Genomic DNA, 25,991 nt, shown 5'->3' with positions numbered 1-25,991 from the left:
AGCCGCCCATGTCTTGGAGGCTTCCAAGAACTCGATGCGGCGTTGCAAGAAGCCTTTAGACGCTCGGGGAGGGTGTCATGCAATCAGTATATATCTGGCTATGGATTTCCTTAGCCTGCGGGGGACTTGCGGTTCTCTACGGTGCGGTTCAGATTCGCTCCATTCTCGCGGCGAGCGCGGGTTCGGAGCGCATGCAGGAAATCGCCAGCGCCATCCAGGAAGGCGCGAACGCCTATCTCAAACGCCAATACATGACGATCGCCGCCGTTGGGGCGGCGATTTTGATTCTGGTCGGGTTTTTGCTCGGCCCGGTCGTCGCCTTGGGTTTCCTGATCGGGGCGTTGTTATCGGGCGCTGCCGGTTTCATCGGCATGCTGGTGTCTGTCCGGGCGAATGTGCGGACCACGCAAGCGTCGATGGACTCGCTTCAGGCGGGGCTCTCCATGGCCTTCCGCGCCGGTGCGATCACCGGGATGCTGGTGGCGGGTTTGGCGCTACTGGCGGTCACCGGATACTATCTGTGGCTCACGCAAGGGACGTCATTCGGTTCGGCCGAGGAGCCCAGACAGATTATTGACGGGCTGGTGGCGCTTGGTTTCGGGGCCTCACTGATCTCGATCTTCGCGCGTCTGGGCGGCGGCATCTTCACCAAGGGCGCCGATGTGGGCGGGGACATGGTCGGCAAGGTGGAAGCCGGCATCCCCGAGGATGACCCGCGTAACGCCGCGACCATCGCCGATAATGTGGGCGATAATGTTGGCGACTGCGCCGGCATGGCGGCGGATCTGTTTGAGACCTACGCCGTGACGATTGTGGCCACCATGGTGCTCGCCTCGATCTATTTCCGCGATGCGGCGGGCGCGATCACGCTGGACGCCATGATGATCTATCCGCTGGCGATTGGCGGCGTTTGCATGGTCGCGTCGATCCTGGGCGCGTTCTTTGTGCGTCTCGGCAAGGGCTCAACCAATGTCATGGGCGCGCTCTACAAAGGGTTTTTCGCCGCTGCGATCTTTTCAGCGGCAGGCCTGGCGATCGCCACGCACTTCGTCCTGGGATTTGACGGCGTCGTTGTAAGCGCGAACGGGCTGTCGATCACGGCCATGTCGCTGTTTTATTGCGGCCTGACCGGTTTGGCGGTCACGGGCCTGATCGTCTGGATCACGGAATACTATACAGGCGTGAACTATGGCCCGGTGAAGTCCGTCGCCAAGGCGTCTGAGTCCGGCCATGGCGCGAACGTCATCCAGGGGCTCGCCGTCTCCATGGAGGCCACGGCGCTGCCGGCGCTGGTGATCATCGGCGCCATCATGCTGACCTTCAACCTGGCGGGGCTGTTCGGCATCGCGATCGCGGTGACGACCATGCTGGCGCTTGCGGGCATGGTTGTGGCGCTGGATGCGTTCGGACCGGTGACCGACAACGCCGGCGGCATCGCCGAGATGGCGGGGCTGGAAGGCGCGGTGCGTGACACCACCGACATGCTGGATGCGGTCGGCAACACCACCAAAGCCGTCACCAAAGGCTACGCCATCGGATCGGCAGGGCTGGGCGCGCTTGTGCTCTTCGCCGCCTATACCGAGGATCTGGCGTATTTCGCGTCAAATCCTGAGACCTATCCCTTCTTTGCGGGCCTGAGCGTGAACTTCTCGCTCTCCAATCCTTATGTGGTCGTCGGGCTGCTCTTTGGCGGGCTCTTGCCCTTCCTGTTCGGCGGCATGTCCATGACGGCTGTGGGACGCGCCGCCCAGGCGGTGGTCGAGGAGGTGCGGCGTCAGTTCCGCGAAAACCCCGGCATCATGAAAGGCGAGGTGAAGCCTGATTACGGCCGCGCGGTCGACCTTCTGACCAAGGCGGCGATCCGGGAGATGATCATTCCCTCGCTTTTGCCGGTGCTCAGCCCGATCGTGCTGTTTATCGTGGTGAACTTCATCGCCGGACGAGCCGAAGCGCTGGCCAGCGTCGGGGCCATGTTGCTCGGCGTGATCGTGACCGGCCTCTATGTGGCGATCTCCATGACCGCCGGCGGCGGGGCTTGGGACAACGCCAAGAAATACATCGAGGACGGCCATCATGGCGGCAAGGGCTCAGAAGCCCACAAGGCCGCCGTGACAGGCGATACGGTGGGCGATCCCTACAAGGACACGGCAGGACCTGCGGTGAACCCGATGATCAAGATCACCAATATCGTGGCCTTGCTCATGCTGGCGGTGCTGGCGGGGCTGTAGTCCCGCCCACCGGGCAAAAGAAAACCCCCGGCGCTCGGCGTCGGGGGTTTTTGTATTCGGATGATGGACGCGTCTAGCCGCCCGGACGCGGGCCGCCCGCGCCGCCGGGCAGGTTCTGCTCGCCGCCGAACTGTTCGCTCGGCAGACGCCCCACATTGCCCAGAAGCTGTTCAAGAATGGTCAGCTCGCGTCCGCGAGTCGGGGTTTCGCGATCTACAAAAGCCACGACCCGGCCGTCTTCCATGCCGAACTCGTCTACGGCGCTGACCGTGCCGTCTTCGTCAAAGCGCACGGCGATGATCCGGCGTTCGCGGGTGTCGGGACGCAGATAGGCGAGATATTCGCGCGTTGCAGAGATATAATACCAAGTGTCTTGCTCGAACGTGCCGCGAGTGGACGGATTGCCCAGCGTGGCGAGCACGGTGGACTGGCTGTCCACGCCCACGGTCAGTTCAGGCACTTCGCCATCGGGATAGCGGAAGCCATGGCTGCGCAGGGTCGGATTGCAGGCCGTAACCAGCGTCGCGCTGAGGGCGACGGTGGCGGCGAGGATCACTCGGCTGAGGCGCATAAGGGCTCCATTGATAGCGTTCGAGACGTAAACGTCAGTGGTCAGCCAGCTTGCGCTGGACTATCGCCTTGACGTAACCGGATGGAACCATAGCTGCAAGCGCTCAGTGAGGGGAGCCTGTTAATACATGTTCAGTCGTTTGTTCAGGAAAGATCGCGGCAAGCAAATCGCTCGCAGTCTTTATGATTCCCTCGTGCGCTCAGCGCGGCGTCCGGCGTTTTACGGCGCTGACGGCGTGGAGGACAGCGTGGACGGTCGCTATGACATGATCGTCCTGCATGCGGTTTTGCTGATGCGTCGCCTGCGCGAGGGCGGGGATCTCGGCCGTGACCTGTCGCAACGCGTGTTTGACGTCATGTTTGACGACATGGACGCCGCCTTGCGCGAAATGGGCACCGGAGATCTGAGCGTCGGCAAGAAAATCAAGGAAATGGGAGAGGCGTTCTACGGGCGCGCGAAAGCCTATGAGACGCCGCTCGCGGACGGGGATCTAGCAGCGCTCTCCGAGGCCTTTGAACGCAACATGCTGGAAGAGAGCGAGCCCAATCCCGAGGTTTGCGCACGCCTTGCGGAATATGCTCTGAAGAGCGTCAAAACACTCGACGCGCAACCGATCGACGCGTTGATGGCCGGCGAAGCGCCGCAGTTTGCACAGGCTTGAGCTGCGGCGTGCGTCGCTTGCAATGAGAGGGTCAATGGGTAAGGTTCGCCCGCCGTCGGCCGCCTGCCGGCGCACAAATTATTTTAAGACGGATTGTCTATGAGCTCAGCGCTGGTCCTTTCTATCGACGCCATGGGCGGCGATGATGCGCCGGAAATCGTCGTTGACGGAGTCGCGCATTTTCTCAAAGGCCGCAAGCGTGCGGTTCGGTTCATCCTTCATGGCGACGAAGCGCAGATAAAGCCCTTGCTCGCCCGGCATGAAGGCTTGGCCGAGGTGTGCGATATCCGCCATTCCGACACCGAAGTGGATATGTCCGCCAAACCGTCCGAAGCGGTTCGGCGCGCACGCGGCTCGTCCATGTGGAACGCCGTCCTGTCGGTGAAGGAGGGCGAGGCCCAGGTCGCGGTCTCAGCTGGAAACACTGGCGCGCTTATGGCGATCTCCAAGGTCATCCTGCGCATGAAAAAGGGCGTGCACCGTCCCGCCATCGCTGCAAGCTGGCCCGCGCCGCAAGGCTTTTCCACCGTGCTGGATGTGGGTGCGAACGTGGATTGTTCGCCGTCTCAACTCGTCGAATTCGCCGTTCTGGGCGAAGCGTTTCATCGTGCTGTTCACGGTGAGAAGAACCCGACAGTCGGCTTGCTCAATGTGGGCCAGGAAGAGCTCAAGGGTGATCAGACGATCCGCGATGCGGACGCCCTGATCCGCCAGGCCGAGCTCGATCTTGATTATCGCGGCTTCATCGAGGGCGATGATATTTCCGCCGGCACCACCAATGTGGTCGTCACCGACGGCTTCACAGGCAATGTGGCGCTGAAGACCGCCGAGGGGACGGCGCGGCTTGTGGGCGGCTGGCTGCGCGAAGCGCTGACCAGCTCTCTCATCGCCAAGATCGCCACCGGCCTGTTGAGCCTGGGCGCGTTAGGCCAGCTGCGCGCCAAGATGGATCCGCGCAACGTCAATGGCGGCGTGTTTCTGGGGCTGAACGGCGTTGTGGTGAAAAGTCATGGCGGCACGGACGCGCTCGGCTTCGCCACGTCCTTGCGCATTGCGCTGGAAATGGCGGACAGCCGGTTCCTGTCCGAGATCGAACGCAATCTTGAAAGACTGTCCGAGTTGCAAACGGATAATGTTTCCGAGGGGGAAACGGCTTGACCTATTCACGCATCGCCGGGATCGGTTCGTACCTGCCTGAGAAAGTCCTGACCAACAAGGGTATGGAAGCGATTGTCGAAACCAGCGACGAGTGGATTCGCGAGCGCACGGGAATCAACAAGCGCCATATCGCCGGTGATGGCGAACGGACTTCTGACCTGGGCGAAGCCGCCGCACGCAGGGCGGTTGACCATGCCGGATTGGCTTTGGAGGATGTGGATCTGATCATCGTGGCCACGGCCACGCCCGATCTGACCTTTCCCGCCACCGCCACCATTATTCAGCACAAGCTCGGCGTGAAGAACGGCTTCGCCTTTGACGTTCACGCCGTCTGTTCGGGCTTCCTCTACGCGCTGGCGACGGCGGACAATTTCATTCGCACCGGCCAGGCAAAATGCGCTCTGGTCATCGGCGCCGAGACATTCTCGCGCATTCTCGACTGGACCGACCGCACCACGTGCGTCCTCTTCGGGGATGGCGCGGGCGCCATGGTTCTGACGGCCGAAGAGGGTGAGCCTGAAGAGTACAAAGGTGTTCTGAAAACCCATCTTCGTTCGGATGGCGAGTATTGCGACCTGCTTTACGTCGATGGCGGTCCCTCTGCGACAAAAACGGTCGGCCATTTGCGCATGCAGGGCAATCAGGTGTTCCGCCACGCCGTGACGAAAATCTCGGACGCCATGACCACCTTGTGCGCGCAGACCGGCGTCGACATTGCGGATATTGACTGGGTGGTGCCGCACCAGGCCAATCAGCGCATTCTGCTCGGCGTCGCGAAAAAGCTTGGGATTTCAGTGGAACAGGTGATCTCCACCGTCGCTGAACACGGCAACACCTCCGCTGCGTCCATCCCGCTCGCCTTTGACGCCGCGGTCAAGGATGGCCGCATCAAACGCGGCGATACGGTGCTGATGGAAGCGCTTGGCGGAGGCTTCACCTGGGGCGCCGCGTTAGTGCGTTATTAAGCGCGTTCATTGTGCGACCTATGGTTAACGTTGACCAGTGAGCGGTTTGCGACGTAACGTCTTCATCGCAGACATTAAAACGGGGGCCAACATGGGTTCGAAGACTGTCACGCGCGCAGATCTGTCAGATGCCGTCCATCGCGAAGTCGGCTTGTCCCGACACGAAAGCGCGGAGTTGGTGGAAGCCGTTCTCGACATGATCTCCGACAAGCTTGTGGGCGGAGAATCGGTCAAGCTGTCGTCCTTCGGGTCATTCCTGTTGCGCGACAAGACCGGACGTGTCGGACGCAATCCGAAAACTGGCGAAGAAGTGCCGATCGAACCGCGCCGGGTTCTGGTCTTCAAACCCTCCCAGGTGCTCAAGGACCGGGTCGACGCCGCCCTGTCCAAATAGGACACGCCATGAGCGACAAATCGCCAGACGCTTACCGGACCATATCCGAAGCCGGGGAGGAGGCGGGGCTGCCCCCTCACGTCTTGCGATTTTGGGAGAGCAAGTTCGCCCAGCTCAAACCGGTCAAGCGTGCGGGTGGTCGGCGCATGTATCGCCGCCAGGACGTTCAGCTCCTCAAAGGCCTGCGCCGGCTGCTTTACGATGACGGATACACCATCAAGGGCGCGCAGAAGTATCTGCGCGAGCATGGCGTCGCGTCGGTCGCGGCCCTGGCGGACGCCAGCACGCCCAGCCCGGACCCTGCTCTGGATGTCAAAGCCTCACCGGCAGCTACAGAAGCTGCGGCCCCGTCGGATGATAGGCCGGTGACGCTTCAAAGTGCGGAGCAGCCACACGCGACGCGTTTGTCTGGCGGTCAGATCGACTTGGCGCGAAGCGCGCTGTCACGTCTGGAGCAGGCGAGGGCGCGGCTCTCTGAAGTGCTTGAGAAGACGGCCTGAGCGCAGCGCCGCCACAAGGCTGCATCAGGTCTGCCACAGACCGCGCTGAATGGTTGCCTGTCCGCTTTTTGGCCCTTATACGTCTCTCCTCTCCGAACGCCGGGACCTGTTCGGAGACTGAAACGTCGGAACGTGGCGCAGCCCGGTTAGCGCACTGGTCTGGGGGACCAGGGGTCGCGAGTTCGAATCTCGCCGTTCCGACCATTTCCCTTTCTGAACAAACTCATGGTAAGCCGACGCAGTCGTCTCGCGTTCGCGCAAGTTCATGATGGGTTCGATGACTGATTATGATGAAATCCTGATCGCTTTGCGCCGGATTACGCGCGCGATTGATATTCACTCCAAACGACTTGTGAAAAGCTCGGGGCTCACCGCACCGCAGCTCGTCGTCATCCAAGCCTTGCGCAAGGATGGCGAAATGGCCCCAAGCGCGATTGCGCGGGCTGTGTCGTTGAGCCAGGCGACGATCACGTCCATTCTCGACCGGTTGGAAAATCATGGATGGGTTGTTCGTCGCCGTAGCGAAAACGACCGCCGGGTCGTGATGGTGGGGCTGACATCAGCGGGGCTCGAGAAGGCTGACACTGCGCCGGAACTCCTGCAGGCAGGCTTTCTGCGCGCTTTCCGCCAGCTGCCCAGCTGGGAACAGCATATGCTGATCGCGTCAGTCCAGCGCGTGGCGGAGTTGATGGACGCCGAGGACATTGACGCGTCGCCGATCTTGCTGGCAGGCGAGATGAAGCAGCTTTATGAAATGGGACTGGATCCGGCCCAGGAGCAGACCGACACGGCGACAGACTCAGATCCCGCGTGAACAAAAAAGGCGGAGCCGCGAAACGGCCCCGCCTTGATCTGGAGACAAGCGGCGTCCTAGTAGCCGCTCATCCGCGCCACTTCGCCAGCGTTAAAGGCGTCATCGCCCATGAATTCGCCCGCCGCTTGCGCGCGCTTGTAGTACAGCCCGATATCGTACTCGTCGGTCATGCCGACGCCGCCGTGCATCTGAATGCCTTCGGCGGTCGCGAGCCGTGACACTTGCGTCGCTTTGGCCTTCGCCGCCACGCACCAGAGCGGCGCCTGGCTGGGCTGGGTGTCGAGCGTGGTGAGCGCCCGGCGCACCAGCGAACGCGTCAGCTCCAGCTCGCCCAGAAGGTGGGCGGCGCGATGCTGCAAGCCCTGAAAGCTCGAGATCGGCACACCGAACTGCTCGCGTTCAGAGATATAGGCGATGGTGTCATCAAACGCCTGTTCGGCGACGCCCAGGGATTCCGCCGCCTGGCAAGCCCGGCCGGCGTCCAGCAGACGACGATAGGCTGCGTCCGCGTCTTCAGCGCCCGACAGATAGGCGTCGCCATCCAGCTTCACATCGTCAAAGTCGAAATCGGCGGGCACATGGCTGTCGAGCGTCCGGCGGTCGGTGCGGCTGACGCCGTTCGCTTTGGGATCCACCAGGAAAAAGCCAATCTGGTCGTCATCCGTACGGGCGACGACGATCAGCATGTCCGCGCCAGCGCCTTCATTCACGAATCGCTTTTTGCCTGACAGAACAAAGCCGTTGCCGTCTTTCTTCGCGCGCGTCTCGATATGGTCGGGATTGTGCCGGGCGCGTTCGTCCAGTGCGATCGCAATGACGGTATCACCGGCGGCGATTTTGGGAAGCCAGCTTGATTTCTGCGCATCCGTGCCCGCCAGGTTAAAGGCGGTGGCCGCCAGAACCGACGTGGACAGGAAAGGCGATGAGGCGAGGGTGCGGCCCATCTCCTCAAGCACCAGGCCTGCAGCGGCATAGCCCATATCCACGCCGCCATGGTCTTCGCTGACCAGAACGCCGCTCCAGCCCATTTCCGCAAAGGACGACCACAGCTCTGCCGAGAAGCCGGTCGGGCTCCTCTCGTCACGCAAGGCGCGAAGGGCGGTCACGGGCGAGGATTCGCCAAGGAAAGCGCGCGCTGAATCGCGCAGCATCTGTTCGTCTTCGTTGAGAACAAAGCTCATCGATTAATTCCTTACTCTGAAAGACGCGGCTTACGCGCCCGGCAGGTTCAATACGCGCTTGGCGACGATGTTGAGGTTGATCTCGCTTGTGCCGCCCTCGATGGAGTTGGCGCGCGAGCGCAGCCAGGAGCGAGCCGGATCGCCATCGCTCTCTTTCTCGCCTTCCCAAAGCAGGCCGTCAGAGCCCAGAGCCGACATGTTCAGCTCATTGCGGCGCTTGTTCAGCTCGGTGCCCATATATTTGAGCAAGGACGCGCGTGCGCCCACGCCTTCGCCATGGTCGGCTTCTTCCTTGACTCGGCGCATGGTGGCTTCAAACGCCAGACCATCAATGGTCAGACGCGCCACATCGCCGCGCAGGATCGGGTCAGACATTTTGCCGTCCGCCTCGACTTCACCGGACTGATGCGCCGCACTGACCGGGTTCAGTCCGCCAAAAGCGGCTTCGGACACGATGCCGGCGCGTTCGTGGCTGAGCAGGTATTTGGCGATCTCCCAGCCCTGGCCGGCATTGCCGACGCGGTTCTCCACCAGAGCCTTGGCGTCATCAAAGAAGGTCTCGCAGAAGGGCGACTTGCCCGAGATCAGCTTGATCGGCTTGGTGGTCACGCCGGGCTGGTCCATGTCGATCAGAAGGAAGGAGATGCCGTTATATTTCGGCGCATCCGCTTCGGTGCGAACCAAGGCGAAAATCCAGTCAGACTGGTCGGCGTATGAGGTCCAGACTTTCTGGCCGTTGACGGTGTAATGGTCGCCGTCCAGCACGCCCTTGGTCCGCAGGGAGACCAGATCAGAGCCCGCGCCCGGCTCTGAATAGCCCTGGCACCAGCGGATTTCACCGCGGGCGATCGGCGGCAGGAATTTCAGCTTTTGCTCGTGCGTGCCGTATTTCAGAAGCGCCGGGCCAAGCATCCAGATGCCGAAGCTGTCGAGCGGCGAACGGGCGTTGATCGCCTTCAATTCCTCTTTCAGCACGAAGGCTTCGTCCTTGCTCAGACCGCCGCCGCCATATTCGGTCGGCCAGGTCGGCACGGTCCAGCCGCGTTCGGCCATGCGCTCAAGCCAGAGTTTCTGATCATCGCTGGCGAAGGTCCAATTGCGGCCGCCCCAGCAGATGTCGGCTTCGGACCGGATCGGCTGGCGCATGCTCTCAGGACAGTTGGCCTGGAGCCAATCTTTTGTTTCCTTGCGGAAATTCTCAAGCGACATGATGCGCTCCTCCCTTGCGTTTGATAGAAAGGTAAGGCGCTAAGCAGTTTCTGGCCAGTCCTGATCGAACGCCTCATGCACTGACCATTCGCCGCACGGGCGCCTTGCCCCCGGCCGCCTGTCAGATATGTAGCTATAAAGACGACTGGTTCGATCAGGATCTGACATGACTGCGCACGCTTTACCTAAGCCTTTCACCGCCGCCGACACGCATCGCGGCATGTTCTGGTGGCTTGTGGTGGTGGGGCTGTTTGTGTGCGCCATGATCGTCGTGGGCGGGGCGACTCGTCTGACAGATTCGGGCCTGTCGATCACGGAATGGCGACCGGTCACCGGCGCGCTGCCGCCGCTGACGGAAGCGGGTTGGGAAGCCGAACTCGAAAAATACCGTCAGATCCCCGAATACCAGGAACAGAACCGCGGCATGAGCATGGCCGAGTTCCAGTTCATCTACTGGTGGGAATGGGGGCATCGCCAACTGGGGCGGACGTTGGGTCTCGTTTATTTCGCACCCTTCGTGTTCTTTCTGGCGACCCGTCAGGCGCCGCGCCGTTTGTTGCCGCGTTTGTGGGTGTTGTTCGGCCTGGGCGGGCTTCAGGGCGCGATCGGCTGGTGGATGGTGTCCTCAGGGCTGGTGGACCGGCTGGACGTCAGCCAGTACCGGCTGGCGACCCATCTGAGCATGGCCTTCATCATTCTGGGACTGACGCTCTGGACGGCGCTCGAGTTGCGATATGGCCAGGCGCAAGCGCTGACCCGGTCCCGGCTGTTTCGTTGGTCCTGGGTCTTCTGGGCCGCAGTGCTGGTGCAGATTGCGCTCGGCGCATTCGTCGCGGGGCTTGATGCGGGCCGGATCTTCAACACCTGGCCAGGCTTTCAAGGTCAATTGATCCCCGACGACTATCTCAGCGGCATGCCGTTCTGGCAGGCGATTTTTGAAAGCCGTCCGGCCGTGCAATTCCAGCATCGCTGGTTCGCCTATCTCCTGCTGGCCGGCGGTTTATGGCTGTGCTGGACGGTGATCAAAAGCCCGGCGCCTGAACTCAAGCGCATGGGGCATGTCGTGGCCGCAGCCCTGATCGTTCAGGTGGTTCTGGGCATCGTCACCCTGATCCATGTCGCGCCGCTCTCGCTGTCGCTGATGCACCAGGCGGGCGCGATCATCCTGTTCCTCGCCAGCGGCGGGCTGGCCTGGACGGCGGCGCGGGGTGCGGTTCCGGTAGAGTCCGAAGCGACGCGCTAGGCGTCCTCAGGGTTCACCACAGTCCGTGACAGAACCTCGCGAGCAACCAGCTTGATCTGCGAATCCGCCGCGTCATAAGTCGCCAGGATGCCGCTCGAAAACGCCATGCCGCCATAATTGTTTTCGGTGATCGCGAGTGCTGTGGGCCTGACAAAGGCCGGCGCGCTGAAGCCGTCTTCAAACTGCACGTCTGTGATCAGATCCAGCGTGCGGGCGTCATAGACAGACACAAGACCGGTCTGTGATGAAGCGATCAGGGCGACAGGGCGTCCCAGCAATTCAGTATAAGCCACATCCGACACCGAGAGGCCGGAGGCGAAGGCGGATTGTTCACCGCTGGGAGACACGCGCGAGAGCCCGGCGGTCGGTCCGGCGACCAGAAGGTCCTCGTTGGCCGCTGCACAAGATCGGGCCGGGAAGGGCAGGGCTCGGGCGTCTCGGCTTTCAAGGGTCAGCCCCTCGCCGCCAGCATCCCGAATACGCACGAGCTGCGCGGACGCGTCTTCGCCCAGCAGCGCCAGCTCCACATAGCCGATGCCCTGATCATAAAGACAGACGCCAGCAGCAGGTGAGAGCGTCGCTTCGGTCTCAAGCGGCAACTCGATCACTTCACGGGTTTCACGCACGACGACAAAGCTGCGCAACACACCCAGATCATCGACGCCGAACAGCATCGGAAAGGTCTCGCCGCGTAACGCAAAGTCAGGCACGCCCGCCAGGCCGCGCAGTTCCGGACCGCCAGCGCTGATCAGCACCTGGCCGTCAACATTGAAGATGTCAAAGCCGCCGCCTGTCAGCGACGCCGCCAGCAAGCCCGTCCAGGGCGCATCCGCATTGGGAAGAAACAGGAGCGATTCAGCACGGCCAGCGGAGTCAAAAGCGCCGGTGACCATGGCGCTGCGCGTTTGCTGAGAAGGGTCGACGCCATCACCTTCCGGGTCCGGCGCTTCACATCCCGCCATCCAGAACAGTCCGCCGGCGAGAGCTGCGGTAAGGAGTAGGCGGGAGCGGCGTACGGTCATGATCGGCCTCTGCGATGAACAGGCGAAATTGTGTGTGAGCGCACACTATATTCAATCCTGGACGCCGTCACATGACGCGTGCAGCCTGTCAGAAGTTCGTGAGGACCAAATGATGAGGTAGCCCAATACCGTATTCGTAAGTGTCTGAAATACAGCGAACTTCACAACAGGTGTTGACGCGACTGTTTGGCCCGCGTAGAAGCCGCTCACCTTCGTGACGGGGATGGGCCCTGTCATGGCGAACGGACACCAAGGCAGAGCGATGAAGACCTTTACCGCCAAGCCCGCGGACGTTGAGAAAAAGTGGGTCGTGATCGACGCAGAGGGCGCCATTGTTGGCCGCCTGGCAGCGTACATCGCCACGCGTCTCCGCGGTAAGCACCGTCCCGAGTTCACCCCGCACGTTGATACCGGCGATCATGTGATCGTCATCAACGCTGACAAGGTGGTGTTCACGGGCCGTAAATTCCAAGACAAGCGCTACTATCGCCACACCGGTCACCCGGGCGGCATCAAGGAAACCTCTCCGCGTAAAGTGCTGGAAGGCCGTTTCCCTGAGCGCGTGGTCGAGATGGCCGTCAAGCGCATGCTTCCCAAGGATAGCTCCCTGGCGCGCGGGCAGTTCACCAAACTGCGCGTGTATGCTGGCGCGGAGCATCCGCACGAAGCACAAAATCCTGAAGTCATCGACTTCAAGTCCATGAACACCAAGAACGCGCGGGGCTAATGACCATGGCTGATGAAGCTCGTTCCCTGGAAGACCTGAAGTCTGCTTTGCAGGATGCAGGCTCCGAAATCGTTCCGGAAGCTCCGGAAGAGCAAGTGCTCGCTGAGCCGAAAATCGACGAATTCGGCCGCGCTTACGCGACCGGTCGTCGTAAAGACGCCACGGCGCGCGTTTGGATCAAGCCGGGCTCCGGCAAGATCATCGTCAATGGCCGCGAACAGGAAGTGTATTTCGCACGTCCGGTTCTGCGCATGCTGATCGCTCAACCGTTTGAAACGGCTGAACGCGTTGACGCATTTGACGTGTATTGCACGGTCAAAGGCGGCGGCCTGTCCGGTCAAGCCGGCGCGGTTCGTCACGGCATCTCCCGTGCGCTGACCTATTTTGAGCCCTCCCTGCGCGGCGTGCTCAAGGCTGGCGGCTTCCTCACCCGCGACTCCCGTGTGGTTGAGCGTAAGAAATACGGCCGTAAGAAAGCCCGTCGTAGCTTCCAGTTCTCGAAGCGCTAAGACGGTTTTCAAATCGACTTTGGGGAAGGGCGGCTCGTTTGGGCCGCCCTTTTTCGTTTGCGCTGCGCTTTCATGATCGCAGCGCTCATGCTCTCATCTCCCAAAACATAAAAACGGGAGGAGAGATCATGATTGAGGTGACGCCCAGCGGTGGGGCCTGCGGCGCAGAGGTGCGCGGCGTGGATTTGTCAAAGCCGCTCTCAGACAGCGAGATCGCGGAGATACAAGCGGCCTGGCTGGACCATCACGTGCTGGCCTTTCCCGATCAGAAACTCGACGACGACCAGCTTGAGGCCTTTTCGCTTCAGTTCGGCCGGTTTGGCGAGGACCCGTACTTCAACCCTATTCCGGGCCGAACCCATATCGCCGCGGTCAAACGCGAAGCCACGGACACCAATCCGATCTTCGCCGAGCACTGGCATTCAGACTGGAGCTTTCTGGAGCATCCGCCCAAGGGCACGGTGCTCTACAGTCTCGACATCCCGCCCATGGGCGGCGACACGCTGTTTTCCAACCAGCATCTGTCGTTCGACGCCATGCCTGAAGAAATGCGTGCGCGGTTCGCTGATCTCAAGGCGATCCATTCCCCGGTGATGGGCTATTCGCTGCAAGGCGCGTATGGCGATGTGACGAAAAACGGCGCCATGGACATCCGTCCGTCCGAAGAGGCCGCCCACATTCGTTACACCCACCCGCTCGCGCCCATTCATCCCGAAACTGGGAGACGCGGTTTTCTCAGCGGAATCGGTTATCTGATCGGGTTTGAGGGCGTGGACGACAAGACCGCCCTTGACCTGATCCTGGAGCTCAACGCCTGGCAGTCACGTGAGGAATTCGTCTTCGCCCAGAAGTGGGAGAAAGACATGCTGGTGATGTGGGACAACCGCAGTGTCGTTCACAAGGCGACCGGCGGCTATGAAGGCTATCGCCGCGAACTGCACCGCATCACGCTTTACTGAGTCCTCATCAAAACGGGCGACGCTGATGCAGCGCCGCCCGTGACTTGAACTCTCGTCGGGTGCGTCGCCCCGATCAGACGTCCGCCAGCGACCGCGTTTCCCACGGGCCTTTGACCGCGAAAGTCCGCCCCGGACCATTTTGCACGTTGAAGAACAGGGTTGAGCCGTCGGGCGAGAAGCAGGGACCGGTGATCTCACTGTAATCGCCTTCGGCGTCAGAGGCGGCGTTGCGGCCGATCGTATAGACGCGGCCATCGGGCGTGACGCCACGAATGAACTGTTCGTTGCGGCCATCTTCAACCACCACCAGATCGCCCCAGGGGGCGACAGTAATGTTGTCGCATTTTTCCAGAATGCGCTGGTCCGTCGTCTGGACCAGCAAGGTCAGCTCACCGGGCTGATCGGTTTCGCCCGATTGTCCTTCGGAGGGTGAGGGGCGATAGCGCCAGATCTGGCCGATATGCTCAGGCCCGCCATCGGTACAGCAGAAAAAGACTTCGCCGTCGCCGAACCACATGCCTTCACCGCGGGTGAAATTCGCAGCGCCGGCCTCCACAAGGCGGCTGGCGAGATCATTGTGCGGGTTGTCGACGCCATCCACATCAATCCATTCGCACGACAAGGTTTCACCAACATCGACTGTTTGCGCATTGGCGTCCCAATTATGGGTGTTCAGGCCCGGACGGCCTGTGATGGCCAGCGCCTGCAGACGTCCGCCACGGTGCAACGCCTCAGCGACCTCTGGCAGGAAGCGCGTGATCAGCGAGGGGCGGGCGTCCTCGGTCTGGTAGACGATATTGGTGCGCGGATCGATGGCGCAGGCTTCACGGTTGAAGCGGCCCATGGCGGTGAGCGGTTCCGCGTTGACGAGGCCCATCGCCTGTGAAGGCACTTCAAACGCGTAGCCGTGATCACGTCGGCCAGACCCGTCGCCGGCTTGCGTCAGGCTTTCCTCGCACGTGATCCAGCTGCCCCAGGGCGTCGGTCCGCCAGCGCAATTACGCTCCGTGCCGCCCAGCGACAGGAACTGGCGAACGACGCGGCGTGTGGCGAGGTCCACATGAACGGTGGTGGTCCCGCCCAGATGCGTCAGGCCGCCCGCTTCATGATCATAGAGCTTGTCGGCATCGATGCGGGAGAGCCCGGCGGCGTCAGGGCCGAAGGGCGATTCATCAAACTGGTCGGGGGAGAGCTCGTGGTTGCGGACCAGTATGACCTGACCGTCTTCAAGGCCTGGAAAACACGCCGTGCCATCATGGTCGCCCGGTACGATCAGGCCGTCATCCATGGTCTCACCGGTTTCAGACAGGGTCACATAGTCAAACCCGGCCGGAAGGTCGAACAGGCCGTTGGGGTCGGCCTGTAACGCGCCATAGCCCTCAACCTGGTTGATATAGCCGCTCGTGTTTTGGGCCTGAGCGCGAGCGCTCAGAAGCGGCAGGGCGCTGAACGCCGTGCTGACGGCGGCGGCGTTTGCGAGAAAGCGACGGCGTGACAGAGACATGGACGGCTCCCGAACCAGGGTCAGGCTAAATGTGAAATCAGCGCATCTTAGGCCAGGTATGTGACGCTGGCGTTTCATCGTCAGGCTGTTTGAGCGCCTGGGCCAGATGGTCGAAAACCAGCCGGATGCGTGGATTGGTTTGCAATTCCCGATGCGTGACCAGCCAGACCGGGAAGTTGATGCGTACCTGATCGGGCAGGACGCGCTCGAGACCCTCGCAATATGACCCGCAAGGCAGAATGCAAACGCCAAGACCTTCTCGTGTCAGGGACACCAGCACTTCACCATAGCCGCTGCGGACCTGCATGCGGTCTTTGGGCACCGAAATCCCGATGTCCTCATAATACTCAAACGAGCGATCCGCGTCGTCAAAACCGATGAAATGATGATCTGAAAGGTCTGCAAGCGTATCCGGACGCCCCATCCGGTCGAGATAGGATGGAGAGGCGTACAAGCCCGCTGAGTGCTCGCTGACCAGCTTTCCTATCAGGTCGTCCTGTTCGGGACGCACATGACGAATGGCGATATCAGCCTCGCGTCGCCGTAAATCCTGAACCGAGTTGGAGGCGATCAGATCCAGTTGCAGGTCAGGCGCCAGCGTGCGCAATTGCGCCACGACAGGGGGCAGATACTGCATGGCGTAGAGGCTGGTGGCGGTCACCGTCACTACGCCTTTCAAGGTGGACGCGTGACCATCGGCGGCGAGCGAGAGCGCAAAAGCGCCCTCAAGCATCCGTTCTGCCGGCTCCAGCATGGCGGTTCCGGCCTGGGTCAGCGCCATTGAGCGTTTGCCGCGCTCAAACAAGGTGACGCCTAGACGTGCTTCCAGACCGCTGACTTGCCGCGATAATGTGGGTTGCGTAAGCCCCAAGGCTCTGGAGGCGGCGGAGAACGAGCCTTCCCGCGCCGTAGCGACAAAGGCCCGAACCTGGTTCCAGTCAAAATCGAGCGCTGACCACTTCATCGTTTTGCGTATATCAGATACGCTTATTTACACAATATCCAAATAGTCTGGCGCGGGGTATCGAACGACAAAGACAAAAATAAAGACGGTCAGGACCTCCCCATGTCGAACGACAAAGCCTTCTGGGACCGCATTGCGCGCAAATACGCCGCAGATCCCATCGCCGATGAAGCGACCTACCAGCACAAGCTCGAAAAGACGCGCGAATGCTTCACGCCAGACTCGCGCGTGCTTGAGTTTGGATGCGGAACCGGCTCCACCGCGCTGCTTCATGCGCCCTTCGTGAAAGAGATCATCGCGACAGATTTATCTGACGGGATGATCGAGATCGCTCATGAGCGGGCGGCGGAGGCCGGTGTGGAGAATGTGCGCTTTCAAGCCATCGACGTTGCAGACCTGGCTGAACCCAATGAGAGCTTTGACGTCGTCCTGGGCCTAAACGTCCTGCACCTCCTGCCAAACAGGCGCGAGGTGATGACGCAGAGCTATGATCTGCTCAAGCCGGGCGGGGTGTTCATCACCAGCACGGCCTGTCTGGGAGACGGCATGTGGTTTCTGGCGCTGATCAAGCCGATCATGCGTCTGTTTGGCGGCTGGCCAGATTTTCAGATTTTCCGCCAAACACGGCTGATCGACGAAATGCGGCAGGCGGGGTTTGACATCACCTATACCCACCGTCCGGCGAAAGCGCCGACGGTGTTTGTCATCGCCCGCAAGCCTTTGCTCTAGCTTCGAACCTTCACGTACTCCCCCGGCGCCGGGCAGAGCGGTTCTCTGACGCCGCCTCCCGGTTGCCGGGCGGGAACCTGTTCATCACTGAGCGCCAGCAGCCAGTCTCGCCAGTGCGGCCACCAGGAGCCGGGATGCTCGACTGCATCCTTCATCCAGTCTTCGCGCGTTTCAGGCAGCTTGGTGTTGATCCAGTGCTGATATTTCTGGGCGTCGGGATGGTTCACCACGCCGGCGATATGGCCTGAGCCCGCCATCATGTATTCAACCGGTCCGCCAAACAGGCGGGCCGATCGGTACACGCTGTCGGCCGGAGCGATATGGTCTTTCTGGCTCGCCTGCATGAAGATCGGGATCTGGACGTCTTTCATGTTCAGCAGATGACCCTCCAGCTCCAGCTTGCCCTCCGCGAGCAAGTTCTGGCGATAGAACGCATTCAGATAAAACAGATGCAGCGCCTTGGGCATGCGGGTTTGATCGGCGTTCCAGTATAGAAGATCAAAGGCTTGCGGCTCTCGGCCCAAGAGATAATTCTTGATCACGAACGACCACACAAGATCGTTCGAACGCAGCATGTTGAAGGTGTCCGCCATGGTGCGGCCGTCCAGAACGCCGCCCTGAGCGTCCATCAGGCGTGAGATTTCAGCGATCCATTCTTCATCCGCGAAGACGAGCAAGTCACCGGCGAGCTTGAAGTCATGCTGGGCGGCGAAGAAGGTCGCGGAAGCGATGCGGTCATCGTGCTCGGCCGCCATCCAGGCCAGCGCCGTCCCCAGCATGGTGCCGCCGATGCAATACCCGACCGTGTCGACCTGATGTTCTCCGGTCACCTCTTCAATCACTTCGAGCGACTGAAACAAGCCTTCTTTGATGTAGTCCTGGAACGTCACGTCCTTCATGGACGCATCAGGGTTCACCCAGGAAATCAGGAAAACCGTGAAGCCCTGTTCGGTCAGCCAACGGATCATCGAGCTCTGCGGGCGCAGATCTAGAATGTAGAACTTGTTGATCCACGGCGGGGCGATCAGCAAGGGTCGCTTGCGAACCTGCTCCGTCACCGGTTCGTACTGGATCAGTTCCATCACCCGGTTGCGATAAACCACCTGGCCGGGCGTCGTGGCGAGGTCCTTGCCGACTTCAAAGCCCGTCATGTCGGTCTGGCTGAGCGCCAGGCGGCCGTCGCCGCGTTCCAGGTCTTCCACCAGACGCATCAGGCCGCGCGTCAGGTTTTCGCCCTTTGTCTTGACGATTTCTTCCAGCACCTCGGGGTTGGTGAGGGCGAAATTGGTCGGGGCGAGGGCGTCCACCAATTGCTGGGTGAGAAACTGGACCTTGCGTTTGGTCGCTTCATCAACCCCTTTGGCGCCTTCCACCAGACCCATCAGAAATCTCTGATTGAGCAGATAGGACTGCTTCATGGCGTCAAACAGCGGATGATCGCGCCAGGCGTCAGATTTCCAGCGCTTGTCAGCGGGGTCAGGCGTGATCACCGGATCCGACGCTTCACCGCTCATCATCCGGCGTGTGGCGTTCGACCACAGATCCAGATACCCGGCATAGAGGTCTGCCTGGGACTGCATGAGCAATTCAGGGTCAGACAGGATATGCTCCCAGGTGTTCAGCACCTCTGGATTGGCGTGAAGCGGGTCGGCCTGAGGCATCATGGACGGATCGCCTTCCAGCGACCGGCGCACGCGCTCACTCAGGAGCTTCTGACCGCTCAAGGAGGCCTTGAGCACATTGCGAGAAATTTCGTCCAGCTTCTCCAGATACGCTTGAGGCATATGGCTCAGGAGTTCGTCCTGCTGATCGGGCTGCGGCGGTTTCGGAGCATCGGCTGAAGTCTTGCTCTTGGCTTTCGCCGCAGAGGCTTTGGGAGCCCGCTTGGTCGTCGGCTTTTTCGCCTTCGAGACGGACGCTTTCGGAGTCGATGTCTTTTTCGGTTCGGCTTGCGATCCGTCAGAGGACTTGGAAGATGATTTGCGCGTTGTCATTCGCCCGGACTCCTTACAGTGGGTGACAGCCACGGGACAAAGCGTATAGAAAGCCACGACCGCGTCCACCGGTCAGGAGGTCGCTGGAAGGCCATGACACTGAAAAAAGCATTTCTTCTTCTGTCATCCATGCTGCTCACCGGCTGCATGATGGCGCCAGCCCACCAGGATCCTCGCTGGACCGATGACGCTTTGGCGGCGCAACCGGCCCATGCTGCGCCTGTTTTCGTGCCGACGCTGCGCCTGTCCGAGGATGAACGCACCGATTTGCACCTGCACGAAGCCGATGTGCTGCAAAGCGGTCTCGCTGTCCTGGAGGCCGGCCAGGCGCTGCGCGGTCCCGACCCTGATTCTGAACGTTACGCCGCTGAACAGCGCGCCCGCACCCAACCGCCGCAATAAACACCGATTTACTCCGGATTGCCTGAAGGAAGACTCCCCATGTCCGATGGTTTCGCCCTCGATCGTCTTGTCACCGGCGCGCTGAATGCGGCTGAAATGGCCGCTATCGCCGCCTCCGCCCTTGTGGGACGAGGCGACAAGATCGCCGCCGACCAGGCCGCTGTGGACGCCATGCGCACCGGGTTGAATGCGACCGAGATGAAAGGCCGTATCGTCATCGGCGAAGGCGAGCGCGACGAAGCGCCCATGCTGTATATCGGCGAGGAAGTGGGAACGGGCGAGGGGCCTGAAATCGACATCGCCCTGGATCCGCTCGAAGGCACAAGCCTGACCGCGAAAGGCATGGCGAACGCTCTGGCCGTTCTGGCGCTGGCTCCGCGAGGCGGCCTCTTGAACGCGCCAGATACCTATATGGACAAGATCGCCATCGGCGCGGGCTATGCTGAAGGCGTCATCGATCTGGACGCCAGCCCGGCGGACAATGTCAAAGCGTTGGCGAAAGCCAAGGGCGTCGCTCCGTCTGACATGACCGCCTGTGTGCTGGATCGCGAACGCCATGAAGACATCATCGAGTCGATCCGCTCGACCGGCGCGCGCATCAACTTCATTACGGATGGTGATGTGGCGGGTTGCATCAACGCTGCCGATCCTGACGGCGAGGCGGACATTTATATCGGTCGCGGCGGCGCGCCTGAAGGCGTCTTGAGCGCAGCGGCCCTGAAATGCCTGGGCGGCCAGATGCAAGGGCGTCTGTATTTCCGGACGGATGACGAACGCGAGCGCGCCAAGCGCGTCGGGATCGCAGATCTCGATCGCAAATACGATCTTAAAGAGCTGGCGTCTCAGGATTGCCTGTTCATCGCCACAGGCGTGACCCATGGCGAAATGGTCTCCGGCGTCACCTTCGGCCCCGGGTATGTGGAGACACAATCTCTCGTCTTCTCGTCCGCTTCCGGGATGCGCCGCGTCATCACCACCCGGCGCCCGCATCAGTCTTGAGCCCGATGTCCGCCGAACCGCTCTTTAGCGTCCGCCAGTCTCTGGGCGGGCGGACCTGGCGGTTGAAAGCGGCTGACGACGCAGCGATACAAGCAATCACCCGCGCTACGGGCGTCTCTGACGCTCTGGCGCGGCTGATGGCGGCGCGCGGACTGACCGCTGACGCCGCCCCGGCTTTCCTTGCCCCCAAACTGCGCGACAGCTTTCCCGATCCGACCAGCCTGAAAGGCATGGACGAGGCCGCTGTGCGCATCTGGGACGCTGTCGAGGCGGGCGATCGGATCGCGCTGTTCGCAGATTACGACGTGGACGGCGCCACCTCCGCCGCTCAGCTGGGCGGCTGGCTGCGGGCTTTGGGCGCAGAACCCATCATCTACGTGCCAGACCGGATTGAGGAAGGCTATGGCCCGAACGCTCCGGCGCTGAAACATCTCAAAGAACAAGGCGCTCGACTGGTCATCACGCTGGATTGCGGGGCAGCGTCCGTGGGGCCGTTGACTGCGGCGCACAAGATGGATCTGCCCGTTGTGGTGATTGATCACCACCTGATGGACGGCGAGATCCCCCCGGCGGATGCGCTGGTGAACCCCAATCAGCCGGGCGATGCGTCCGGTTGCGGGCATCTGGCGGCGGCGGGCGTGACGTTCGTGCTGCTGGCTGCGCTCAACCGGGAAGGGCGCAAACGCGGCGCTTTCAAGGATCAAGCTGAACCCAATATACTCGATTTTGCCGACCTGGCCGCGCTTGGAACGATCTGTGACGTGGTGCCGCTGACGGGTGTGAACCGGGCGATCGTCACCCAGGGACTGAAAGTGATGAGCGCGTGGACGCGTCCCGGCATGGCGGCCTTGGCGGCCGCTGCGGGCGTCACAGGGCCGGCCTCGCCCTATCATGCGGGTTTCCTGCTGGGGCCGCGCATCAATGCGGGTGGTCGCGTGGGGCAGTCTGATCTCGGCGCGCGCCTGATGATGACGACCGATCCAGCGGAAGCCGCTCATATCGCCCAGACTTTGGATGCCCTCAATGCGGAACGCCGGGCCATTGAATCCGATGTCCTGGAGCAGGCGCAGACCCAGGTCGAAGCGCAATCCATTGCAGATGACACGTCTATCCTCGTCGCGTCCGGCGATCACTGGCATCCCGGCGTCATCGGCATTGTGGCGGGCCGGATCAAGGAACGCTTCAACCGTCCCGCCATCGTCATCGGCATTGATCCTGAAACCGGTCTTGGGAAAGGCTCCGGCCGATCCTGCGCCGGGGTCAATCTGGGCGGCGCGGTTGCAGCGGCGCGTGAAGCGGGACTGCTGGAAGCGGGCGGCGGTCACGCCATGGCCTGCGGCCTGACGATCCAGGCGTCGCGAATCGGTGAGCTGACTGAATTTCTCTCTGAAACACTCAAGGATGAATGGGCGAGGGCGGATGAAGCGCGCACCTATCAGGTGGACGCCGTCGTCAGCCCCTCTGCTGTCAGTTTTGAGTTCTGCGAGGCCCTGTCCGCCGCTGCGCCCTATGGGGCCGGCAATCCCGAACCGCGATTCGCGTTCTCATCCTTGCGGCGCAGTTACGCGCAACGGGTCGGAACCGATCATGTGCGTTTCACCTTTGAATCGCCGGGCGGCGGGCGTCTGACCGGGATCAGCTTCCGCACCGCTGACGGTCCGATGGGGCAGGCGCTGCTGAATGGTCCGGACGGGCTGTGGCACGTGGCGGGCAAACTGAAAGCCGAAGATAATCGCTATGGACGCAAGGCGGAACTGCATCTGGAAGATCTGGCCAAGGCGGACTGAAACGATCTGCACCGATTGCTGTAAAACCTACACAGACATGCTTGCATGACACCGCCGGGACAGATATATCACCGCCTCCACACCGATGCGGGCCCTTCGTCTATCGGTTAGGACGCCAGGTTTTCAACCTGGAAAGAGGGGTTCGATTCCCCTAGGGCCTGCCATCGGTGTGAAAATCAAAACGGACTGACCGCCCTCGTGGCGGTTTTTCTTTTTGTGCAGACTGATTTAGGCCGAACGCCTTCAGCTCTGCAGCTGGCGGACGCACCCTGCAATTGGTCGCTTGCCACACACTATGGGGACCGGTATACGACCGCTCCCGACGCGCTGCGGGCCCTTCGTCTATCGGTTAGGACGCCAGGTTTTCAACCTGGAAAGAGGGGTTCGATTCCCCTAGGGCCTGCCACGCGCCTCGCCTCTCTTCACAATCGTCTCAGAACCGCGTCAGCGAACGGTCGCGCCTTTGTGGCCTGCGCATGAAAAACGGCGCACGAGAGACCCGTGCGCCGTCTTCAAGTCTTCATCGGCAAGAGGGCTAGGCCTTCTTCGCGCGCTCCATGGCGGCCGTGATCATCTCGCGGGCGCGTTCGACGCCATGCCAGCCCTGAACCTTCACCCATTTATTGGGCTCGAGATCCTTGTAGTGCTCAAAGAAGTGGGTGATGCGCGCCAGCTGAGCGCCGTGGACATCGTTATAGTCTTTGATGTCGTCATAGAACGGGGTCAGCTTGGCGTGCGGGGCCGCGAGGATCTTCTCGTCCTGGCCGCTCTCGTCTTCCATCATCAGCACGCCGATCGGACGGGCGCGCACGACGCAGCCCGGCACCAGCTCGGTCTGACCCAGAACCATCACATCGATGGGATCGCCGTCATCTGACAGGGTGTGCGGCATGAAGCCGTAATTGCACGGATAGCGCATCGGGGTGTGCAGGAAGCGGTCGACGAAAACCGTACCTGAGTCTTTATCCAGCTCGTACTTGACCGGTTGGCCGCCGACGGGAACCTCGATGATGACGTTGATGTCTTCAGGCGGGTTCACGCCGGCGCTGATTTTATCAATGCGCACGAATAGTCCTCCAGCGAAACGCGAATGTTGGCGCGCAAAAAACCGTGTTGAGCGTCCAGCTGCAAGTGATTTGTGCGGTGCAAGACAATTTCTGATTTTCAGACCGTCTGCAGGCGCGTTGAGAGATTGCGCGCAAAGGCGGGCGGAGCTAGCTTGCCGCCCATGATGATCGGAACTCGCATTCTTGCCCTGGCTGCCGCCGCACTTGTCGGTTTCGGCTCCGCCGGCTGCGCCCTGGCGCAGTCTATCGACCCCACTGCGCCTGACGCTATCGTTGAGTATGGCGGTCCTGACCCGCTGACCATCGAAGGGGATTTCGGCTCGCACACCTTCACCGTGGAAGTCGCAAACACCGATGACTCCCGTGAGCGGGGGCTGATGCATCGCGAATCCATGGATCCTGACGCCGGCATGCTGTTTGATTTCGGGCGTGAGGATTTCATCTCCATCTGGATGGAGAACACGATCATCCCGCTCGACATTCTCTATGTGCGGGCCAATGGCGAGATCGCCAAGATCGTCACCGGGGCGCAGCCGTTTTCACGTCGCCCCATGTCGTCAGACTATCGCGTGATTGCAGTGGTGGAGCTCAATGGCGGGCGCACGCTGGAGCTGGGCATCGAGCCGGGCGACCTGGTGCGACACCCGCTGTTTGACAATGTCTCCGACGAAGAGGCGCCGATGGCTGCCGATGAGACTGCGGAAGAAACAGATCCGCAGCGCTAGGGTGCTTGCGCCGGACGGCGCAGCCCCCTAAACGGTTTGCATGTCGGGGCGTAGCGCAGCCTGGTAGCGCATCTGGTTTGGGACCAGAGGGTCGCAAGTTCGAATCTTGCCGCCCCGACCATTATCTTCAGGGCTTCTTAGGAAGCTTTGGGTGAGACAGGACTGTCGACAGCCACGTCTGGACGAGAATCATGTTCGCGAAGATCTACCGCCCGTCAAAAACCGCCATGCAATCAGGCCGCGCCAAGTCTCAGGACTGGGTGCTGGAGTTTGAACCCGCCATGGCCAAGCGTCCCGACCCCTTGATGGGCTGGTCGTCCAGCGGCGACACCCGCCGTCAGATCCACCTTCATTTCGATACCAAGGACGCCGCTGTGTCTTACGCACAGCGTTACGGCATCGCGTTCCAGGTCCGTGAAGTGCGCGAAACCCCGCGCAAGATCAAATCCTACGCCGCCAATTTCGATGCGGATCGCAAGGAACCCTGGTCGCACTAAGGCCAAGCCGCCGCAAGGCAGCCCTTAAAACTGACCCTTTCCCGCAACGCCGTATCTTCACAGGATGCGGCGTTCCGTTCTAATGAGGGTGACGGTCAGGCCCCGTAGCTCAACTGGATAGAGCACCGGACTTCTAATCCGACGGTTGTAGGTTCGAGTCCTACCGGGGTCGCCATGGGCTGAAGGCACGGGGGCAGTCATGTCGGACACTATTTCAGGGCAGGGGCGACTCCGCTTCGTCTTCGATGAAGATCGCGACATTCTGGAAGTGATCTATCCGGCCTGTATGGATGCGCCGGCGGTTCGCGAAGCCATGACCTATATGCAGGTTGGCCCGATCTCGACCCATGGCCGGACTTTGATCAATCTCACAGAGGTTGAAGAGATCACCCTGACCTCCGCCGATCTTGTCAGCTTCGCCAATCAACGCGCGCGCGATTTCGGCGACAAGTCCCGCACACGGCAATTCAATGCCTTCTATGGCGTGAAGGACAGCATCCGGGATACGGTCGACGCCTGGACGCGGTTCTTCCCCACCGGCGGCGGCGCCGTGGAAATGCGCCTGTTTGAAGAGCGCCACGACGCCATCTACTGGCTGATGGGGCGGTCAGCCCAATAGCGGCTCTAGTGACCGCCGCCGAACGCGCCCGTCTTCACCGAATAGTCCGTCGCGATCTGGTATTCCGGATCATCATCGGAATCGATCATCAGCTGACCGGCTTTCGTCAGAAGCTGGTGACAATCTCGAGACAGATGACGCAGACGAAGCTCCTTGCCGCTGGCTTCATATTTCAGCGCCAGGTCCTCAATCGCCTGTAGAGCGGATTGGTCGACCACACGCGAGCGTTTGAAGTCCACGATCACCACATCCGGATCGTTCTCGATATCAAACAGTTCGCTGAAATTGTCGGTCGAGGCGAAGAAGAGCGGGCCGTCCAGTTCATAGGTTTTCGCGCCCGGAACCGTATGGCTGTCATGGGCTGAAATATGCAGACGTTTCGCCGAGCGCCAGGCATAGACGAGCGCGGATACGATCACGCCGGCGACGACCGCCACGGCCAGGTCGTACTGAACGGTCACCACCGTGACCAGAACGATCACCAGCGCATCAGAGCGCGGGATCTTGAACATGATCCGGAGCGAGTTCCAGGCGAACGTTCCGATCACCACCATGAACATCAC

At 61.2% G+C, this 25,991-nt stretch carries 27 protein-coding genes and 5 tRNA genes; 23 read left to right on the top strand and 9 right to left on the bottom strand.

What is annotated here, in order from left to right; all coding sequences use genetic code 11:
- Positions 1 to 77: 77 nt before the first annotated feature.
- Complete coding sequence (locus B3M53_RS06460; RefSeq protein WP_273146968.1) at positions 78 to 2,228, top strand: sodium-translocating pyrophosphatase; 2,151 nt, start codon at positions 78 to 80, stop codon at positions 2,226 to 2,228.
- Positions 2,229 to 2,301: 73 nt separating this feature from the next.
- Here the strand turns inward: B3M53_RS06460 and B3M53_RS06455 are convergent, their stop codons facing one another.
- Positions 2,302 to 2,799 (bottom strand): outer membrane protein assembly factor BamE, encoded by a 498-nt coding sequence (locus B3M53_RS06455; protein ID WP_022702215.1) that lies wholly within the window; start codon positions 2,797 to 2,799, stop codon positions 2,302 to 2,304.
- Between the two features lie 127 nt (positions 2,800 to 2,926).
- Here B3M53_RS06455 and B3M53_RS06450 point away from each other — a divergent pair, with 127 nt between their 5' ends.
- The 7 genes from B3M53_RS06450 to B3M53_RS06420 all read left to right on the top strand — a co-directional run bounded on the left by B3M53_RS06450 (position 2,927) and on the right by B3M53_RS06420 (position 7,291).
- On the top strand, positions 2,927 to 3,460 hold the full coding sequence (locus tag B3M53_RS06450) for a ubiquinol-cytochrome C chaperone family protein (protein ID WP_286799967.1): 534 nt from the start codon (positions 2,927 to 2,929) through the stop codon (positions 3,458 to 3,460).
- Positions 3,461 to 3,559: 99 nt separating this feature from the next.
- Positions 3,560 to 4,618, top strand: a complete 1,059-nt coding sequence (gene plsX / locus B3M53_RS06445; RefSeq protein ID WP_022702217.1) for a phosphate acyltransferase PlsX — start codon at positions 3,560 to 3,562, stop codon at positions 4,616 to 4,618.
- Positions 4,615 to 5,583, top strand: coding sequence for a beta-ketoacyl-ACP synthase III (locus B3M53_RS06440; protein WP_022702218.1), 969 nt, complete (start codon positions 4,615 to 4,617; stop codon positions 5,581 to 5,583). Before plsX ends, B3M53_RS06440 begins: the two co-directional genes overlap by 4 nt.
- 91 nt (positions 5,584 to 5,674) lie before the next feature.
- Entirely contained in the window at positions 5,675 to 5,977 is a 303-nt protein-coding gene (locus B3M53_RS06435; RefSeq protein WP_022702219.1) for an integration host factor subunit alpha, read from the top strand.
- A gap of 8 nt (positions 5,978 to 5,985) precedes the next feature.
- On the top strand, positions 5,986 to 6,477 hold the full coding sequence (locus B3M53_RS06430) for a MerR family transcriptional regulator (RefSeq protein ID WP_022702220.1): 492 nt from the start codon (positions 5,986 to 5,988) through the stop codon (positions 6,475 to 6,477).
- A gap of 126 nt (positions 6,478 to 6,603) precedes the next feature.
- Positions 6,604 to 6,681: transfer RNA gene (locus B3M53_RS06425), tRNA-Pro, on the top strand.
- A 73-nt stretch (positions 6,682 to 6,754) separates the two neighbouring features.
- Positions 6,755 to 7,291: a MarR family winged helix-turn-helix transcriptional regulator gene (locus B3M53_RS06420; RefSeq protein WP_286799963.1), complete on the top strand. Its 537-nt coding sequence runs from the start codon at positions 6,755 to 6,757 to the stop codon at positions 7,289 to 7,291.
- Positions 7,292 to 7,347: 56 nt separating this feature from the next.
- On the opposite strand, the gene B3M53_RS06415 is transcribed toward B3M53_RS06420, so the two are convergent.
- Both B3M53_RS06415 and B3M53_RS06410 read right to left on the bottom strand, forming a co-directional pair.
- On the bottom strand, positions 7,348 to 8,472 hold the full coding sequence (locus tag B3M53_RS06415; protein WP_286799961.1) for an acyl-CoA dehydrogenase family protein: 1,125 nt from the start codon (positions 8,470 to 8,472) through the stop codon (positions 7,348 to 7,350).
- A gap of 30 nt (positions 8,473 to 8,502) precedes the next feature.
- The gene (locus tag B3M53_RS06410; protein WP_160093428.1) at positions 8,503 to 9,684 is read right to left on the bottom strand and encodes an acyl-CoA dehydrogenase family protein; all 1,182 of its coding nucleotides are present in this window, start codon (positions 9,682 to 9,684) and stop codon (positions 8,503 to 8,505) included.
- Positions 9,685 to 9,847: 163 nt separating this feature from the next.
- Here B3M53_RS06410 and B3M53_RS06405 point away from each other — a divergent pair, with 163 nt between their 5' ends.
- Positions 9,848 to 10,924 (top strand): COX15/CtaA family protein, encoded by a 1,077-nt coding sequence (locus B3M53_RS06405; protein ID WP_286799960.1) that lies wholly within the window; start codon positions 9,848 to 9,850, stop codon positions 10,922 to 10,924.
- Here B3M53_RS06405 and B3M53_RS06400 read toward each other — a convergent pair.
- Positions 10,921 to 11,946 carry a hypothetical protein gene (locus B3M53_RS06400; RefSeq protein WP_286799959.1) on the bottom strand — a complete coding sequence of 342 codons (1,026 nt, stop codon included), beginning with the start codon at positions 11,944 to 11,946 and terminating at the stop codon, positions 10,921 to 10,923. The genes B3M53_RS06405 and B3M53_RS06400 overlap by 4 nt on opposite strands.
- A gap of 262 nt (positions 11,947 to 12,208) precedes the next feature.
- On the opposite strand from B3M53_RS06400, the gene rplM reads away from it, so the two are divergent.
- The 3 genes from rplM to B3M53_RS06385 all read left to right on the top strand — a co-directional run bounded on the left by rplM (position 12,209) and on the right by B3M53_RS06385 (position 14,141).
- Complete coding sequence (gene rplM, locus B3M53_RS06395; protein WP_022702226.1) at positions 12,209 to 12,673, top strand: 50S ribosomal protein L13; 465 nt, start codon at positions 12,209 to 12,211, stop codon at positions 12,671 to 12,673.
- A 5-nt stretch (positions 12,674 to 12,678) separates the two neighbouring features.
- Positions 12,679 to 13,182, top strand: a complete 504-nt coding sequence (rpsI, locus tag B3M53_RS06390; RefSeq protein ID WP_028284845.1) for a 30S ribosomal protein S9 — start codon at positions 12,679 to 12,681, stop codon at positions 13,180 to 13,182.
- Between the two features lie 128 nt (positions 13,183 to 13,310).
- A complete protein-coding gene (locus B3M53_RS06385; protein WP_286799957.1) occupies positions 13,311 to 14,141 on the top strand; it encodes a TauD/TfdA dioxygenase family protein in 831 nt (276 codons plus the stop codon).
- Between the two features lie 73 nt (positions 14,142 to 14,214).
- Here B3M53_RS06385 and B3M53_RS06380 read toward each other — a convergent pair whose 3' ends face one another.
- Positions 14,215 to 15,645, bottom strand: a complete 1,431-nt coding sequence (locus tag B3M53_RS06380; RefSeq protein ID WP_286799956.1) for an alkaline phosphatase PhoX — start codon at positions 15,643 to 15,645, stop codon at positions 14,215 to 14,217.
- 37 nt (positions 15,646 to 15,682) lie between these two features.
- Positions 15,683 to 16,609 (bottom strand): LysR family transcriptional regulator, encoded by a 927-nt coding sequence (locus B3M53_RS06375; RefSeq protein WP_286799955.1) that lies wholly within the window; start codon positions 16,607 to 16,609, stop codon positions 15,683 to 15,685.
- A 102-nt stretch (positions 16,610 to 16,711) separates the two neighbouring features.
- On the opposite strand from B3M53_RS06375, the gene B3M53_RS06370 reads away from it, so the two are divergent.
- Entirely contained in the window at positions 16,712 to 17,338 is a 627-nt protein-coding gene (locus B3M53_RS06370) for a class I SAM-dependent methyltransferase (protein WP_022702231.1), read from the top strand.
- Here the strand turns inward: B3M53_RS06370 and phaC are convergent.
- Positions 17,335 to 19,332, bottom strand: coding sequence for a class I poly(R)-hydroxyalkanoic acid synthase (gene phaC / locus B3M53_RS06365; RefSeq protein ID WP_286799953.1), 1,998 nt, complete (start codon positions 19,330 to 19,332; stop codon positions 17,335 to 17,337). The genes B3M53_RS06370 and phaC overlap by 4 nt on opposite strands.
- A 93-nt stretch (positions 19,333 to 19,425) precedes the next feature.
- Between phaC and B3M53_RS06360 the strand changes: the two genes are divergently transcribed.
- The 5 genes from B3M53_RS06360 to B3M53_RS06340 all read left to right on the top strand — a co-directional run bounded on the left by B3M53_RS06360 (position 19,426) and on the right by B3M53_RS06340 (position 22,926).
- On the top strand, positions 19,426 to 19,734 hold the full coding sequence (locus B3M53_RS06360; protein ID WP_022699443.1) for a hypothetical protein: 309 nt from the start codon (positions 19,426 to 19,428) through the stop codon (positions 19,732 to 19,734).
- A 39-nt stretch (positions 19,735 to 19,773) separates the two neighbouring features.
- Complete coding sequence (gene glpX, locus B3M53_RS06355) at positions 19,774 to 20,733, top strand: class II fructose-bisphosphatase (RefSeq protein ID WP_286799952.1); 960 nt, start codon at positions 19,774 to 19,776, stop codon at positions 20,731 to 20,733.
- 5 nt (positions 20,734 to 20,738) lie between these two features.
- The gene (gene recJ, locus B3M53_RS06350; RefSeq protein ID WP_286799951.1) at positions 20,739 to 22,520 is read left to right on the top strand and encodes a single-stranded-DNA-specific exonuclease RecJ; all 1,782 of its coding nucleotides are present in this window, start codon (positions 20,739 to 20,741) and stop codon (positions 22,518 to 22,520) included.
- 89 nt (positions 22,521 to 22,609) lie between these two features.
- Positions 22,610 to 22,684: transfer RNA gene (locus B3M53_RS06345), tRNA-Glu, on the top strand.
- A 167-nt stretch (positions 22,685 to 22,851) separates the two neighbouring features.
- Positions 22,852 to 22,926: transfer RNA gene (locus B3M53_RS06340), tRNA-Glu, on the top strand.
- 129 nt (positions 22,927 to 23,055) lie between these two features.
- Here B3M53_RS06340 and ppa read toward each other — a convergent pair.
- Positions 23,056 to 23,586 (bottom strand): inorganic diphosphatase, encoded by a 531-nt coding sequence (gene ppa, locus B3M53_RS06335; protein ID WP_022699446.1) that lies wholly within the window; start codon positions 23,584 to 23,586, stop codon positions 23,056 to 23,058.
- A gap of 162 nt (positions 23,587 to 23,748) precedes the next feature.
- Between ppa and B3M53_RS06330 the strand changes: the two genes are divergently transcribed.
- The 5 genes from B3M53_RS06330 to B3M53_RS06310 all read left to right on the top strand — a co-directional run bounded on the left by B3M53_RS06330 (position 23,749) and on the right by B3M53_RS06310 (position 25,428).
- The gene (locus B3M53_RS06330) at positions 23,749 to 24,312 is read left to right on the top strand and encodes a DUF192 domain-containing protein (RefSeq protein ID WP_273147660.1); all 564 of its coding nucleotides are present in this window, start codon (positions 23,749 to 23,751) and stop codon (positions 24,310 to 24,312) included.
- Positions 24,313 to 24,356: 44 nt separating this feature from the next.
- Positions 24,357 to 24,433: transfer RNA gene (locus tag B3M53_RS06325), tRNA-Pro, on the top strand.
- Positions 24,434 to 24,503: 70 nt separating this feature from the next.
- Positions 24,504 to 24,809 (top strand): ETC complex I subunit, encoded by a 306-nt coding sequence (locus B3M53_RS06320; RefSeq protein WP_022699448.1) that lies wholly within the window; start codon positions 24,504 to 24,506, stop codon positions 24,807 to 24,809.
- Positions 24,810 to 24,907: 98 nt separating this feature from the next.
- Positions 24,908 to 24,984: transfer RNA gene (locus tag B3M53_RS06315), tRNA-Arg, on the top strand.
- Between the two features lie 24 nt (positions 24,985 to 25,008).
- On the top strand, positions 25,009 to 25,428 hold the full coding sequence (locus tag B3M53_RS06310) for a hypothetical protein (protein ID WP_022699449.1): 420 nt from the start codon (positions 25,009 to 25,011) through the stop codon (positions 25,426 to 25,428).
- 5 nt (positions 25,429 to 25,433) lie between these two features.
- Here the strand turns inward: B3M53_RS06310 and B3M53_RS06305 are convergent.
- The coding region (locus B3M53_RS06305) for a sodium-independent anion transporter (RefSeq protein ID WP_286799949.1) at positions 25,434 to 25,991 on the bottom strand (558 nt) is incomplete at its 5' end.

The organism is Oceanicaulis sp. UBA2681 (assembly GCF_002354675.1).
GTDB classification, from domain to species: Bacteria; Pseudomonadota; Alphaproteobacteria; order Caulobacterales; family Maricaulaceae; genus Oceanicaulis; species Oceanicaulis alexandrii.
This window is presented reverse-complemented; position numbering and strand designations above follow the sequence as displayed.

Coding starts and splice junctions, on each gene's coding strand:
- B3M53_RS06320 (WP_022699448.1), top strand. CDS start 24,504: ATGTTCGCGAAGATCTACCGCCCGTCAAAAACCGCCATGCAATCAGGC.
- rpsI (WP_028284845.1), top strand. CDS start 12,679: ATGGCTGATGAAGCTCGTTCCCTGGAAGACCTGAAGTCTGCTTTGCAG.
- B3M53_RS06330 (WP_273147660.1), top strand. CDS start 23,749: ATGATGATCGGAACTCGCATTCTTGCCCTGGCTGCCGCCGCACTTGTC.
- B3M53_RS06420 (WP_286799963.1), top strand. CDS start 6,755: ATGACTGATTATGATGAAATCCTGATCGCTTTGCGCCGGATTACGCGC.
- B3M53_RS06360 (WP_022699443.1), top strand. CDS start 19,426: ATGACACTGAAAAAAGCATTTCTTCTTCTGTCATCCATGCTGCTCACC.
- phaC (WP_286799953.1), bottom strand. CDS start 19,332: ATGACAACGCGCAAATCATCTTCCAAGTCCTCTGACGGATCGCAAGCC.
- B3M53_RS06430 (WP_022702220.1), top strand. CDS start 5,986: ATGAGCGACAAATCGCCAGACGCTTACCGGACCATATCCGAAGCCGGG.
- B3M53_RS06435 (WP_022702219.1), top strand. CDS start 5,675: ATGGGTTCGAAGACTGTCACGCGCGCAGATCTGTCAGATGCCGTCCAT.
- glpX (WP_286799952.1), top strand. CDS start 19,774: ATGTCCGATGGTTTCGCCCTCGATCGTCTTGTCACCGGCGCGCTGAAT.
- B3M53_RS06455 (WP_022702215.1), bottom strand. CDS start 2,799: ATGCGCCTCAGCCGAGTGATCCTCGCCGCCACCGTCGCCCTCAGCGCG.
- B3M53_RS06450 (WP_286799967.1), top strand. CDS start 2,927: ATGTTCAGTCGTTTGTTCAGGAAAGATCGCGGCAAGCAAATCGCTCGC.
- B3M53_RS06460 (WP_273146968.1), top strand. CDS start 78: ATGCAATCAGTATATATCTGGCTATGGATTTCCTTAGCCTGCGGGGGA.
- rplM (WP_022702226.1), top strand. CDS start 12,209: ATGAAGACCTTTACCGCCAAGCCCGCGGACGTTGAGAAAAAGTGGGTC.
- B3M53_RS06385 (WP_286799957.1), top strand. CDS start 13,311: ATGATTGAGGTGACGCCCAGCGGTGGGGCCTGCGGCGCAGAGGTGCGC.
- B3M53_RS06380 (WP_286799956.1), bottom strand. CDS start 15,645: ATGTCTCTGTCACGCCGTCGCTTTCTCGCAAACGCCGCCGCCGTCAGC.
- B3M53_RS06405 (WP_286799960.1), top strand. CDS start 9,848: ATGACTGCGCACGCTTTACCTAAGCCTTTCACCGCCGCCGACACGCAT.
- recJ (WP_286799951.1), top strand. CDS start 20,739: ATGTCCGCCGAACCGCTCTTTAGCGTCCGCCAGTCTCTGGGCGGGCGG.
- plsX (WP_022702217.1), top strand. CDS start 3,560: ATGAGCTCAGCGCTGGTCCTTTCTATCGACGCCATGGGCGGCGATGAT.
- B3M53_RS06310 (WP_022699449.1), top strand. CDS start 25,009: ATGTCGGACACTATTTCAGGGCAGGGGCGACTCCGCTTCGTCTTCGAT.
- B3M53_RS06415 (WP_286799961.1), bottom strand. CDS start 8,472: ATGAGCTTTGTTCTCAACGAAGACGAACAGATGCTGCGCGATTCAGCG.
- B3M53_RS06370 (WP_022702231.1), top strand. CDS start 16,712: ATGTCGAACGACAAAGCCTTCTGGGACCGCATTGCGCGCAAATACGCC.
- B3M53_RS06375 (WP_286799955.1), bottom strand. CDS start 16,609: ATGAAGTGGTCAGCGCTCGATTTTGACTGGAACCAGGTTCGGGCCTTT.
- B3M53_RS06400 (WP_286799959.1), bottom strand. CDS start 11,946: ATGACCGTACGCCGCTCCCGCCTACTCCTTACCGCAGCTCTCGCCGGC.